The following is an 11688-nucleotide window of genomic DNA, read 5'->3' on the forward strand; positions in this document are numbered from 1 at the left end:
TACACATGAGCCATACTTACAAAGGCAAGGTAATGTGGTCGCATCTGGATGCAAACATGCACATGCGCCACTCTGCCTACGCCGATTTTGCCGCACAAGCGCGTATAGAAGCACTAGATGAATTGGGCCTTGATTTGAAGATATTTCAGAAACTGCACATCGGTCCCATCCTTTTCAGAGAGGAAACCACATACCTGCGCGAGGTGGGTATAAACGAAAACCTTACTGTAACCACAGCGCTGACTAAAAGTAAAAAAGATGGGTCGCGGTGGGGCATCAGGCACGAAATATTTAAAGCAGATGGCGTAAAAGCTGCTGTAATTAATGTTGAAGGCGCCTGGATAGATACGTTTAAAAGAAAGCTGGCTGCTTTGCCCGAAGACTTAGCCGAGCATTTTAACCAGATACCTAAAAGCGCCGACTTTGTTGAGCTGTAAAACAGGTGATTGGCTAGTTATTAGGTTATAAAGGTGCCAAAAGGCAACAAGGGCTTACCAACTCCCGACTGATACAAGCGCATAAAAAAAGCAACTCTACCTGAGTTGCTTTTTTTATGCGCTTGTATTTTAAAATTATACCAATGTAAGTTTATAATGTTGTCGTAAGTATTAGATATTCAGACATATACTTTTATTTAGCGTACAATTACAATGTTACGGAACTGAAATTATAGCTGGTAGAAAAGTGCATGAAAACGCTTGAGTTAATTACGGTTTGGGAAAAAGAATATGTAAGGATACAGCACTCACCGGATGAGAAGCTCATCTGGAACGAATGGAAAGGGGTAATACCAAGCTTGAAACTGCGTGAGGCCATAACATATGCCTGCAATTTTATACTTGAACATGATGTAGAACTTATACTTGCTGACTACAGGAACATGTGTTCGCCAACCTTCGAGGACCAGGTTTGGATTGCAAAAAACTCAGCTGAAGTGCTGCAGCATAGTAAGCTCAGGCGCGTTGCCAATTTATTAGCGCAGGATATATTTCAGCAGATAGCCATTGAGTCGATTTACGAAACTGCCTCTAAAGTACCGCTGCCTTGCATAAGCAAAGACTTTGTGTACAAAAACGATGCCCTGGACTGGCTTTTATCTTCTGATTAATGTAAGCATACACATACTTGATTTATGCGCGGCTACCAAGTATAAAGCCGTTAGGCTACGTTTGCAAAAGCAGGGTTTCGGTGCAACAGTTGATGCTGCTATAAACAAGATACAACAAGCACCCGTAAGCTTAAACATGTTGAACATTAGAAACCACACTATGAAAAACTATACATTTAAAGCTTTTACATTCGCCTTACTACTCGCTATGGTGTCCGTTACGATGAGTTGCTCTGTATTTGGCGGGGGCAGTTACTCCAACGATCCTGCAGTTTCTGCTCAAGAGCAACAAGTATCGCTGTTAAAGCAGGAGGTAAGAGAGGCGGAGCGGTTAGCTGAGGAAGCCAAGCAGCGCGAAAAAGCTGCGAAGAACAGGTTAAAAGCTGCCGAACACGAATTAAAAGCCCTGGAAGAGCAAGCTAAAAGAAGGAGCGAGTATTAACTAACCATTGCCCTGGCTGCGCGTTAAACCCGGGTATATTAAATGTATAAAAACAAAAAAGCCTTACGTTTACCGTAAGGCTTTTCTTCTATAAGGTGACTTTAGTTAGGCACGCTTAACATTAACAGCGTTAAGGCCTTTTCTACCTTCCTGCAGTTCGTAAGTTACTCTGTCGTTTTCTCTAACTTCATCTACTAAGCCAGACACGTGTACGAAGTACTCCTGGTTTGTATTGTCATCCTTAATGAAGCCAAAGCCTTTTTCTGTGTTGAAGAATTTTACTGTTCCGTTGTTCATAATAATTTGATGTTATTGTCTTGAAGACGTTTATTGAGGTAAATTTGTTCATAATATTTTACAAAGTGGCTCTTTTTTTTATTTTATTTACTTTAGAGGCAAATAAAAGGCTAAAATAATTTTCGAGACACCCTTATTACAGATATGTCTATACGTTAGCCGTGCCCTGTCGGGTCAAAAATTTAAAGAGCTTTTATACTTAAGATTTTGTGCAAAGTAGATGTGAACCTAAAAGCCCCTGTTGTGCAGGGGCTTCCTTTTCATAGTTTTAGGTAGGTTTGGCAGGTAATAATTTTTTATGCTGAGTTGTAAAATTTTATGACTGAGGTAACAGTACATAAAACTGAGTATATTAAATTGCGGAAACGCTAGCTGACAGAAAGCGCCTGGGCAGTAGCATTAGTGGGCCAAACCGGAGTAGTAGCCTTAGCCCGTGTGCTTGTTTCGCAATTGGTAACGGTTTTGGCAGCCATCATAGTCGCGACCAGTAACAGGAGCATAACCGCAGCAGCAAAAGACGATTTCATAGTTTTAGTTAGCATACAAAAAAGATTTAATGTGATATAAAAAGCTTTACAAGTTAAATGCCAATATTTAATTGTTTGATAATTAGGTGATTATATTTGTTGCGTAATTTTAAAACTGTCTGAAAACGAACAATTTAATTAAGAACTGTTCTAAACCGGACAGTTACTAGTAAAAATACAGTTACAGCAGATGAGGCTTATATATAAAATTTGCTGCTGCCCTTATACAATAAGCTCTTGAATTATAATGTATGTCCACTTTAGAAAATTATTTAGAGGTTAAGTTGCTCACATCAGAAAAGCTGATTTTCAGTAAGTTTAGTAGGCCTCCCGGACATGAAGCCTTCAAGCAAGGCATGCTGTTCACGCATAGTTTGATAAAGGAGCACGGGGTGGAGAATTGGCTGATTGATGCCACGCAAAGCCTGTTTACAATGCAAGACCAGAAATGGGCAATAGAACAGCTTGGGGCATTGGTTAACGACACAGCACTGGGCAAGGTGGCAATGGTGCACAACAATGATGCAATGCTAGAAATAGCAGCCGACACAATGCGCACTAAGATTTACCGGATACACGGCTTGCTACAAGATCTTCAGTATTTCGCCACTTTACCTGAGGCGCTGACTTTCCTGTTGCCAAATTCAAATCCTGATGAACTTATAAAAGCCATAAAAGCGGCTGATAATAATTTATAGCAGATAAGCTTCCGTGGCTCGCCAAATAATGGGAGCCCAGTATAACTACACAAAATTTACATTTGTGGTAACGCTATCTGCCTCCTTGTTACTCTTTGTTACGGCTAACCATCTTTACGAGCATTTCCAACAACATATGCGACCTGAAATCAGGGCAGATCATTTCAAAAAACTTCTTTTTCATGATAAGGGTGAATTAGGTTAAATGATCGAGCGTGCTTTATTTGTTAAATATAGTTATATTATTTCATAATAATGGTATAAAATTAGAAATATTAGATATTAACTGCAATACGCATTTTTGATGATTTTATGTGTAATTGCATTGCAGTTACACAAATGCCTTTTAACCTTAAACAATCTATAAAAATGAGCCCCGCTGCACCTGATACTGTAGCAATGCAGTATATACAGGTTGCTATATTTATAGGCCCAGCTATAACATAGAAGCAGTATTTGGGTTAGAAAGCAACTCACGGAACAGTTCCCAGCGTTTTTCCGGGTTGCCGGAAGTACCCCCGTTTCGCTCTATGTGTTGCCTTACAAGTTCCTGCCCCAGGTTGTAATTGATAACGTAGCTTCTGTAACGGTCCATGAAGCGGGTGCGCTGTAATGCCTTGTCTTTTTCGTAAAAGTTATACTTTACCAGCATATCTGCAGCCTGGTCCCGGGTAATCTTTCCATCCAGGTATAAGCGCGCAGCTTCATTGCCAGCAAAGTTAAGTTTGCCAATCTTCTCTAGTAGCGCATAATAGCGATCGGCTTCTTTAGGATTAAGCCCAGCTAAAGGAAACAAGACCTCTTTTTCGAACTGCAGGCGTTCCTGTGCCGGAAAAGCTACTTGTATGCCATAGTTAGCGCTACCCTCCGCTATAAGCGATTGTGGGCTAAACAGCGGGTATACAGAAAACTCTTTCCAGCCGCGCTCATTTACCAGTTCCTGTTCAAGCAAAACGTTGAATACATGGTGTCCCGGATAGCCTTCGTGGCAGGCAAGGTCTATGGCTCTCTCTATATTTATCGGAAAGTCTGTATTTATTTGTATTAAGCTATAGCCATTGCCTTTAAAGTAGTTATACCCTGACCAAGGCTTATCAGTAACATATTCAACAGTAAAGTTTTCGTTTGCGGGTAGTTTATAGTGCGCTAATGTTCGCTTTCGAGCTTCGGTTATAGCCGCCTGAAAAACGGTGTCCAGCTTTTGCTTCGGAATCTCAAACTGCTTCCGGTACGTGTTCCAGCGCTCTGCTACATTGCCCTTGCCCGGTAGCTCGCTGTCTATCTGCTGCAGCAAGCCATCGTAATAGGATAGAGGCTGCTGCGGAGGTTGAGCATCATACAAAAGATTTGCTTCTTCATCAAAAGAATATTTTTCGCCCTGCATCATCTGTAGTTTGGTTTTAGTAGCTAAAACCTGTTTCTGCAGCATCAACACTCTTCTTTTCTCCAGCTGGCTTAGCCCAGCTGTATCTTGCTTTGCTAATTCCTGGGTAATCGTTTGTAACTCCTTTAGCAGGCTGTTGGCAGGCAATGTATCCGACGGAGCTGTTGTTGGTTTCCAGCTTTCAGGCCCGTAGTAGGCATCTACAATGTCGCTGTCGTACTGGCCAAGTTGCAGCACCGTTTTTACATAGCGTTCTGCCAGTTCATCCATTGGCACACTTGTTATGGTTTGCTCCTGAGGTGCCGGTGTGCAAGCCCAGATACTCGCCGCCATAAAATAAGTAAGAGTTTTCTTCATGGTTTAAGGGTAGATTAGGATGTTATACTTCAGGGCATCCGTATTTTAGATGCTTGAATTTGTGTTATATTTTATACTTGGTTGTGTACCTGTTGTAAGGCGTTGGCAAAGATAAATTGCTTAGTACATCATCAGGCTTCTGCGCTATCGGGCACCAGGGTTTTAGTTGCAGATGCCTCCTTTGTGCTAAGGTAGATGCGCAGGATAAGAAGTATAGCTTCTAGTGCCAGTACAGTTACATGCAGCGGTACAGCCAGGGTACTAAGATTACCGAAAGTAACAATTAGCATAGCAACGAAGGGTAATCCAAGTATAAACTTATCCAGGTGGTGCAGTCCCTTTACGCTAAGTATCGTAAATGCAAAACTTGCAAAGATGACAACAGCAAAACTATTTGTTAAAGCCAGATTATACCTGGCTGCAAACATTATCAGCAGGCAAAATAAAAGACCAAGCCAACTTAGTTTATGCTGGCCGATTTTATCTGTAAAGTTTGGTTTTATACGATGTGTGGCATTAGGCTGAAACAGGAAACTGAACTTTTGTCTTTCGAGTAGCAGCATTAGCAGGTTAAGGGCCAGGAAGAATGCATTTATATAGGGAGTACCGGCCCAGTTCATGGATACGGTTACAGCAAGTATAGCTACATTCATTGGCACTAGCATGATGGTGCCAAGTAAGCTAAACCTTTGGGATAATAACAGCGCCCCGCATGTTACCTGGCTTATAGCTACAACCTGGGCAAACAGGCCAAGGCTATGCTTCTCCAGCGCCTCTTCCAGCCAGGGTGGCCCTATTAACTGTCCGAAACCGCCTTCTGCTAGCTTACAAACGCCTGCAGAGAAAAAGATATACCCCAAAAAAAGCCGGAGCAAGACCAGTATCAAGTCTTTATTCTTCATCATAGTTTTATGTGTAAAGTGGTGGCAATTAAATAACTATGGTAAAGAAATGATATATTTTTAACTCAAGGAAAAAAATTATACGAACTCCAGAATTTTAACTACATATTGTATGTGGCATCAAATAGGCCATGGACAACTAGCTTACTTCCAGACAAGTATAAGGGTACCGGCTAATATGGTGCCCATGCCCAGGAGCAGGCGCGGCGTAAGGGGTTCTTTAAGTATAAAGTAGGAGAGCAGCACCGTTACAATAATTCCTGCCCTATCGATGGTAGCAACTACCGATACGTTTGCAGTTTTTAGCGCCTTAAAGTATAAAATCCAGTACACAGCTGTGCACAAACCCGCCAGCACCAGCCATAGTAGCGTTTTATTGTTGATGGCCGTGAGCCCCTTTAAAGCTCCGGCATACCAGGCGTTGCCAACCACCATGGCAAGTAAAACCGAAGTCCGGATAACAAGTGCCACATGTTCGTTTGTGGAGCCCATGCCCATCTTGGCAAAAACCATTGCTACGCCGCCTGTCAGCATCGCCAGTATCGCGTAGCTTAACCATTGTTCCATTTTATAAAATAGCTGAGTAAGGCCGCAATACTACAGTAAGTTTTTGTGGATTTAGGAGTATAGGGCAAATAAATTAATGCGTGTGCTCGTGCTGCAAACCACAGCCGCATAACCCTGGCAAGTATGTTAAGCGTTTTAAGTATAAGTAACCTTACAAGCTTATTAAATGCGTACTGCCACGTTTACTTTTCATGGGGTATTAAACGATTTTTTGAAACCATCTAAACGTGGCAAACATGTGGCTTACACTTTTGATGGTTCTCCAGCTGTAAAAGACGCCATTGAGGCAATCGGTGTTCCGCACCCTGAGGTGGCTGCCATCCTTCATAATAAGGTGCCCGTCTTTTTTTCTCATCCCTTACAACCCAACGGCCATGTTCATGTTTTTCCAGCAGGGCCTGAACTTGATTTGCCTGAGGGTTATACCTTAGCTGCCATGCCCTCACGGCCTTACAGGTTTGTGCTGGATGTGCACTTGGGCACCTTAGCCAGTACGCTGCGCATGTTAGGTTTTGATACTTTATATGATACAAACTATAGTGACAAAGAAATAGCCCATATTGCGCAGCAGGAGCAACGCATTGTGCTTACCCGCGATATCGTTTTGCTTAAGCAGAAAGTAATCGTGCATGGGTACTGGCTAAGGTCGCAGCACAAAACAGAACAAGCAAAAGAAGTTATCCGCAGGTTTAATTTACATCAAGAGATTAGTCCTTTTAAGCTATGCCTGCGCTGTAACGGTGCAGTTAGACCAATACCAAAAGAGCAGGTTCTGGATGAACTCCCAACAAAAACACAGCTTTACTTTCAGGAGTTTTACCAATGCACCGTGTGCCACAAAGTTTACTGGAAAGGCTCGCATTATGAGCACATGCAGGCATTTATAGAGGAGCTAAAGCAAGAGAGTTAACCCGCATGATAGAGCAGTCCGCTAGCTGTGGAGCAAAGACCAAATATGCTTTTTTACTTAAATAGGAAGTATAAATACTTATTTAAATAGCTGTTGGCCCTTGTTTATAGCTATATAACTAAGAAACGATGTAAATTGATTTGTTTTTGTTGTAGGGTATGTATAATTACTTAGTTACTACGTATATTATTGTATGCATTACCATTGCAGCAGACATTTTACGTGACTATGAAGCAATCAGATAAAATAAGAATAATAATTACAGACGACCATAAGATCATTCGTGAAGGCATATGCTCTTTATTGGCAAATAATGAGGAGATTGAAATTGTCGGAGACGCGTCTAATGGCGCAGAAGCGCTGGATCTACTGGCAACCACTCCTGCTGACGTTGTGCTGATGGATGTTAACATGCCTGTCATGGATGGGTACGAAGCAACCCGCGCTATACATGAGCAATACCCTGACACAAAAGTAGTTGCCTTATCTGTGCTAAACGATGAAACATGTATACACAGAATGCTGGAAAGCGGAGCACTTGGTTACATTTTAAAAAGCTCCGGTAAAGAAGAACTCTTTATGGCTATCAAACTTGTTTATAACGGCACGCCTTATATAAGCTCTGATGCAGCTATGCAACTGCTTGACAGGGTTATAAATCCGTTGCAGGAGGGCGAAACGCACGGGAATGAATCCAATATACTATCTAAACGGGAGATGGAGGTGTTAGCATTAATTGCAGAAGGCTATACCAATGCTGAAATTGCCGATAAGCTTTTTACCAGCAAGCGAACAATAGAGACGCACCGGCAGAACATCCTCGAAAAGACTAAATCCAAAAATACAGCCAAGCTGATAAAGTATGCTTTTCAGAATAAATTAATAGCATAAGGTTCGCTACGTCTCTTATGACATCAAAAGGATTGTAACAGCCCCATGCGGGCTGTTTTTTTTATGTGTTTGCGGGTAATATTATCACCAGTAGGGGTAAAGCAATCTACAGTTTTTGAGAGGCAGCGAACATTGGAATAGGTATGCGTAGCATCAGGTTGAGGTTACGCTTAAGCTAGCAGGTTGCGTAAAGCTTAAGCGCGAAGCGTGCACAGTAAGTTGGCGTAATCAAATGTTGAGTACTGAATTCGGTTAACTCCCCCAAAGAAAGTCCGGATCGTATTCATATTCCTTTCTGATATTTCGCACTTTTGGGGTGCCAGCTCGCCTTCTGCTTCCAGCTTAAAACCAGTAGGCTCTATATAAATAACAAAAGAATCTATTTTGCCCTCCGATACCAATTTCTCAAATCTTTCTAAGGTTTTTGATAAATGAACCATGCTAAACGCCTCTGTAGATAATATTTTTTGTCCGATGCTTAACAAACTCATTACAAGTGAATTAAATTCAATTGTTAAACAGTATTTTTTAAGATATATACCTTTTGAATTAGAAGCAACAATCGGTTATTAGCCATTACACGATAAATGGAGTAAAAAATCAGGTACTTTTAAAATCAAACGCATATAGCATAGTATTGTATTAAGGTAAGAAGTAAGTATAAAAACGGTGGTTTTGTTTAAAGTTGGTATTTATAGGTATAGAGGTTAAATTATTGTACTGTTTTGTTATTGTTTTTGGGAATGAGCGTATAAGGGGGCATGAGCAAACTTTACTAGTGTTTGCAATGCGGGTGCTGCTTTTTCAAGCTTGCTTTACCGTAAATCATGAATACGCAACAGCTTTAACATATACTTCAAAATGGTTTTCAAAAAGGAAAGTAGTTTTCCGGAATTGCACGAAATCACACCTGCACGATTGGAGAAAGCGCTGGTTATTAAAACCAGGTACAAGCAAAGGCAAACCATGCATGTGGAAAGGAGCAATTCTGAGCTTCTAAAAAAAACAGGGGGGCTTACTTTTCAGCAGCAGGGCTCTAGTGTGCAACCTACTGCTTCGGTTCATGAAAAGGATATCAGCGAAATGACTTATGATGAATTTATACACCGCAATTATGGGCAGCCTTACCAGAGGTACCACAATACAATTGCTGTTAAACTAAAGTAAGCAGATTGGATTATTAGCCTAGCCTGCTGAAAGCCTCTTTTAATAGCTAAGGTGTTATAAATTAGTGTGATAGCTACAAAATCAGCTCTGCCTGTTGGTAAATCAACAATAGTTTAATAACATAATATATGCCTACTGACGTATGTGGGGTGAAAATGATTACTCGCTCCCATAAATACTAATGGTTAATAAAGCAAACAGTAGGCCTGTTACGCAGTCGTTAAAGGAGTATGCCAGAGGTATAGCAGGAGGGCTTCTGTTTAGCTTCCCGATGCTTTATACTATGGAAGTCTGGTGGGCTGGTTTTATAGCTAAGCCATCAGATTTGTTAATATTAATGCTGGTAACTTTTCTGCTGCTACTTGGCTATAACCGCTATGCAGGCATGCACCCTGGGGTTACATGGCGTAGTGTTGTAGTTGATTCTTTTGAAGAATTAGGTTTAGGCCTTCTGCTCTCGTTTGCGATGTTGCTCATACTTAACAGGATTCACTTTAACGGTATGGGGCTTGATGAGGTGATGGGCAAAGTTATTATAGAGGCAATGGCGGTATCTATAGGCGTATCGGTAGGTACGGCGCAACTAGGTACCCGCAACGATGAACAGGAAGAGGAGGAAGAGGTGGCCCGCGACACAAAATCCGCTATGGTAGTGCTTGCCCTATGCGGTGCCATTATAGTTGGGGGTAACGTAGCGCCTACCGAAGAAGTACTGCTGATAGCTGTGGAAGCGACGCCGGCACATATTCTTTTTTTAGCGCTGGTTTCGGTGTTGCTGTGCATGATAGTAGTCTACTTTAGCGACTTTAGAGGTACTATTCGAGGTGAAGCTAACTCCCTTGCCTTTAATATAACATTTGACACATGCCTGAGCTACTTGATTGCATTAGCCGCTAGTGCCTTTATGCTTTGGTTTTTCGGGCGCTTCGACGGGGAAAGTTTATGGACATGTGTGGCGCAGTCTGTTGTTTTAGGTGTTATAACATCATTAGGCGCTTCGGCAGGTCGCCTGCTTATTAAATAATAATGTAGGACTTGTATGGATCAAGAAAATAAGAAGGAGCCTAACGGATCAAAAGACATCAAAAACTGGCTGGAGTGGACTATATTCGCAATCAGCCTTATTATGGTGCTAACACTATTGGGGTACCTGGTGCACCAGGTATATACTGATAAACCATCTTCTCCTGACCTTTTGGTACAAACCGTTGCTGACCCATCGGAGCATGCGCCTTTCCGGCACCTTGTTACGATATATAACAAAGGAGGAACAACCGCAGAAGAAATACTAGTAGAAATAGTTTTAGAGAAAGAAGGCGATGTGATCGAAAAGGCCGAATTGCAACTGCCTTTTTCACCACAGGAATCCACGCGGGAAGTATGGGTTAATTTCAGGGAAAACCCCGCTATGGCAGACACCTTAGTAACCAGAGTAGTAAGTTATAAAAAGCCTTGATGCTTAAACTAAAAATGTGAAACTATGGCAAAGCGAAAAGTTACTGGCATACAAAAGTTGCAGCGCCAGCCGCCTGTACCCAAGGGGCGGCTATTGGCTATCGGCGGTAAAGAAAGTAAAAACGAGGATCCGCAGAATGAGGACCAGGAACACAACAATGCTTTTGAGAGTGAGCAGATACTGAAGTTTTTTATAGAACATCTGAAAGGGGATAACCCGTTGATTGCTTTTATTCCTACAGCCTCTACCGTGCCAGAAGAGATGGCAAAAGAGTATGTTAAGGTATTCAGCAAATTGGGCTTAAACAAAGTAGAAGTACTCGATATCCGTAACAGGGACGATGCCCAAAAGGAGGAATACCTGAAGGTAATCGAAAAGGCCAGCGGAATTTATTTCTCAGGCGGTGACCAGTTACGGCTTACTTCCATACTTGGGGGCACCCAACTGTTGCAACTCATGAAGGAGCGTTATACCCACGATGAAATACTGATTGCAGGAACCAGCGCAGGCGCAACGGCACTCTCCACACCCATGATTTATGAAGTAATGTCGCAGGGTGGGTTTATAAAAGGCGATGTACGGATTACCACCGGGCTTGAGTTCGTTAAAAATGTTGCCATCGATACCCATTTTATACAGCGTGGCCGCCTGGTAAGAATGGCCCAATGCATTGTTACAAACCCGGGTTGCCTGGGTATGGGCATCGAGGAAGACACCGCCGCCTACATTACGGAAGGTAAAGATGTAAAAGTTGTGGGGAGTGGCTTAGTAACCATTATAGACGGTATGCACTTAAAAGATACAAATATTTATAGGGTGTCTGCCGGGGAGCCTTTTTCTGCCAGGGGCTTGATTGTGCATTTACTTAGCGATGGGGAAACCTATACGCTGCCTTACTACGACCAGCTGCATATCTAACCCCAGGAATCGGCCCCACCATTGCATGTGCTATGATTACCATACCGGCCAAGTGTTAGAGGGC

General features: G+C 42.1%; 16 protein-coding genes. 10 read left to right on the top strand and 6 right to left on the bottom strand.

Features of this window, described 5'->3' with window-relative positions; genetic code table 11:
* Positions 1 to 5 precede the first annotated feature (5 nt).
* From Q1A23_RS14985 to Q1A23_RS14995, 3 genes are all read left to right on the top strand, one after another.
* On the top strand, positions 6 to 437 hold the full coding sequence (locus Q1A23_RS14985; protein WP_299824720.1) for an acyl-CoA thioesterase: 432 nt from the start codon (positions 6 to 8) through the stop codon (positions 435 to 437).
* A gap of 251 nt (positions 438 to 688) precedes the next feature.
* Complete coding sequence (locus Q1A23_RS14990) at positions 689 to 1108, top strand: hypothetical protein (RefSeq protein ID WP_299824722.1); 420 nt, start codon at positions 689 to 691, stop codon at positions 1106 to 1108.
* Between the two features lie 160 nt (positions 1109 to 1268).
* Positions 1269 to 1550, top strand: coding sequence for a hypothetical protein (locus Q1A23_RS14995; protein WP_299824724.1), 282 nt, complete (start codon positions 1269 to 1271; stop codon positions 1548 to 1550).
* Between the two features lie 105 nt (positions 1551 to 1655).
* Here the strand turns inward: Q1A23_RS14995 and Q1A23_RS15000 are convergent, their stop codons facing one another.
* Both Q1A23_RS15000 and Q1A23_RS15005 read right to left on the bottom strand, forming a co-directional pair.
* Positions 1656 to 1847 carry a cold shock domain-containing protein gene (locus tag Q1A23_RS15000; RefSeq protein WP_219878551.1) on the bottom strand — a complete coding sequence of 64 codons (192 nt, stop codon included), beginning with the start codon at positions 1845 to 1847 and terminating at the stop codon, positions 1656 to 1658.
* A 368-nt stretch (positions 1848 to 2215) separates the two neighbouring features.
* Entirely contained in the window at positions 2216 to 2374 is a 159-nt protein-coding gene (locus tag Q1A23_RS15005; protein WP_299824729.1) for a hypothetical protein, read from the bottom strand.
* A 251-nt stretch (positions 2375 to 2625) separates the two neighbouring features.
* Between Q1A23_RS15005 and Q1A23_RS15010 the strand changes: the two genes are divergently transcribed.
* Positions 2626 to 3072, top strand: a complete 447-nt coding sequence (locus tag Q1A23_RS15010; RefSeq protein ID WP_299824732.1) for a hypothetical protein — start codon at positions 2626 to 2628, stop codon at positions 3070 to 3072.
* Positions 3073 to 3508: 436 nt separating this feature from the next.
* Here the strand turns inward: Q1A23_RS15010 and Q1A23_RS15015 are convergent, their stop codons facing one another.
* The 3 genes from Q1A23_RS15015 to Q1A23_RS15025 form a co-directional block, all read right to left on the bottom strand.
* The gene (locus Q1A23_RS15015) at positions 3509 to 4813 is read right to left on the bottom strand and encodes a hypothetical protein (protein WP_299824734.1); all 1305 of its coding nucleotides are present in this window, start codon (positions 4811 to 4813) and stop codon (positions 3509 to 3511) included.
* A gap of 131 nt (positions 4814 to 4944) precedes the next feature.
* Positions 4945 to 5718, bottom strand: coding sequence for a hypothetical protein (locus Q1A23_RS15020; protein WP_299824736.1), 774 nt, complete (start codon positions 5716 to 5718; stop codon positions 4945 to 4947).
* Between the two features lie 141 nt (positions 5719 to 5859).
* A complete protein-coding gene (locus Q1A23_RS15025) occupies positions 5860 to 6282 on the bottom strand; it encodes an EamA family transporter (RefSeq protein WP_299824737.1) in 423 nt (140 codons plus the stop codon).
* A gap of 166 nt (positions 6283 to 6448) precedes the next feature.
* Between Q1A23_RS15025 and Q1A23_RS15030 the strand changes: the two genes are divergently transcribed.
* Both Q1A23_RS15030 and Q1A23_RS15035 read left to right on the top strand, forming a co-directional pair.
* The gene (locus Q1A23_RS15030) at positions 6449 to 7192 is read left to right on the top strand and encodes a Mut7-C RNAse domain-containing protein (protein ID WP_299824739.1); all 744 of its coding nucleotides are present in this window, start codon (positions 6449 to 6451) and stop codon (positions 7190 to 7192) included.
* Positions 7193 to 7420: 228 nt separating this feature from the next.
* Complete coding sequence (locus tag Q1A23_RS15035) at positions 7421 to 8083, top strand: response regulator transcription factor (protein ID WP_299824741.1); 663 nt, start codon at positions 7421 to 7423, stop codon at positions 8081 to 8083.
* Positions 8084 to 8277: 194 nt separating this feature from the next.
* Here Q1A23_RS15035 and Q1A23_RS15040 read toward each other — a convergent pair whose 3' ends face one another.
* Complete coding sequence (locus Q1A23_RS15040) at positions 8278 to 8523, bottom strand: hypothetical protein (RefSeq protein WP_299824743.1); 246 nt, start codon at positions 8521 to 8523, stop codon at positions 8278 to 8280.
* A 421-nt stretch (positions 8524 to 8944) separates the two neighbouring features.
* On the opposite strand from Q1A23_RS15040, the gene Q1A23_RS15045 reads away from it, so the two are divergent.
* The 4 genes from Q1A23_RS15045 (at position 8945) to Q1A23_RS15060 (ending at position 11624) form a co-directional block, all read left to right on the top strand.
* Positions 8945 to 9250, top strand: coding sequence for a hypothetical protein (locus tag Q1A23_RS15045; RefSeq protein WP_299824745.1), 306 nt, complete (start codon positions 8945 to 8947; stop codon positions 9248 to 9250).
* Between the two features lie 181 nt (positions 9251 to 9431).
* Positions 9432 to 10274: a TIGR02587 family membrane protein gene (locus tag Q1A23_RS15050; protein ID WP_299824747.1), complete on the top strand. Its 843-nt coding sequence runs from the start codon at positions 9432 to 9434 to the stop codon at positions 10272 to 10274.
* 15 nt (positions 10275 to 10289) lie between these two features.
* On the top strand, positions 10290 to 10706 hold the full coding sequence (locus Q1A23_RS15055) for a hypothetical protein (protein WP_299824749.1): 417 nt from the start codon (positions 10290 to 10292) through the stop codon (positions 10704 to 10706).
* Between the two features lie 24 nt (positions 10707 to 10730).
* A complete protein-coding gene (locus tag Q1A23_RS15060; protein ID WP_299824751.1) occupies positions 10731 to 11624 on the top strand; it encodes a cyanophycinase in 894 nt (297 codons plus the stop codon).
* Positions 11625 to 11688 lie beyond the last annotated feature (64 nt).

Source organism: uncultured Pontibacter sp. (assembly GCF_947492645.1).
Taxonomy (GTDB): Bacteria; Bacteroidota; Bacteroidia; order Cytophagales; family Hymenobacteraceae; genus Pontibacter.

Coding starts and splice junctions, on each gene's coding strand:
- Q1A23_RS15045 (WP_299824745.1), top strand. CDS start 8,945: ATGGTTTTCAAAAAGGAAAGTAGTTTTCCGGAATTGCACGAAATCACA.
- Q1A23_RS15035 (WP_299824741.1), top strand. CDS start 7,421: ATGAAGCAATCAGATAAAATAAGAATAATAATTACAGACGACCATAAG.
- Q1A23_RS15000 (WP_219878551.1), bottom strand. CDS start 1,847: ATGAACAACGGAACAGTAAAATTCTTCAACACAGAAAAAGGCTTTGGC.
- Q1A23_RS14995 (WP_299824724.1), top strand. CDS start 1,269: ATGAAAAACTATACATTTAAAGCTTTTACATTCGCCTTACTACTCGCT.
- Q1A23_RS14990 (WP_299824722.1), top strand. CDS start 689: ATGAAAACGCTTGAGTTAATTACGGTTTGGGAAAAAGAATATGTAAGG.
- Q1A23_RS15010 (WP_299824732.1), top strand. CDS start 2,626: ATGTCCACTTTAGAAAATTATTTAGAGGTTAAGTTGCTCACATCAGAA.
- Q1A23_RS15015 (WP_299824734.1), bottom strand. CDS start 4,813: ATGAAGAAAACTCTTACTTATTTTATGGCGGCGAGTATCTGGGCTTGC.
- Q1A23_RS15055 (WP_299824749.1), top strand. CDS start 10,290: ATGGATCAAGAAAATAAGAAGGAGCCTAACGGATCAAAAGACATCAAA.
- Q1A23_RS14985 (WP_299824720.1), top strand. CDS start 6: ATGAGCCATACTTACAAAGGCAAGGTAATGTGGTCGCATCTGGATGCA.
- Q1A23_RS15020 (WP_299824736.1), bottom strand. CDS start 5,718: ATGATGAAGAATAAAGACTTGATACTGGTCTTGCTCCGGCTTTTTTTG.
- Q1A23_RS15005 (WP_299824729.1), bottom strand. CDS start 2,374: ATGAAATCGTCTTTTGCTGCTGCGGTTATGCTCCTGTTACTGGTCGCG.
- Q1A23_RS15030 (WP_299824739.1), top strand. CDS start 6,449: ATGCGTACTGCCACGTTTACTTTTCATGGGGTATTAAACGATTTTTTG.
- Q1A23_RS15025 (WP_299824737.1), bottom strand. CDS start 6,282: ATGGAACAATGGTTAAGCTACGCGATACTGGCGATGCTGACAGGCGGC.
- Q1A23_RS15040 (WP_299824743.1), bottom strand. CDS start 8,523: ATGGTTCATTTATCAAAAACCTTAGAAAGATTTGAGAAATTGGTATCG.
- Q1A23_RS15050 (WP_299824747.1), top strand. CDS start 9,432: ATGGTTAATAAAGCAAACAGTAGGCCTGTTACGCAGTCGTTAAAGGAG.
- Q1A23_RS15060 (WP_299824751.1), top strand. CDS start 10,731: ATGGCAAAGCGAAAAGTTACTGGCATACAAAAGTTGCAGCGCCAGCCG.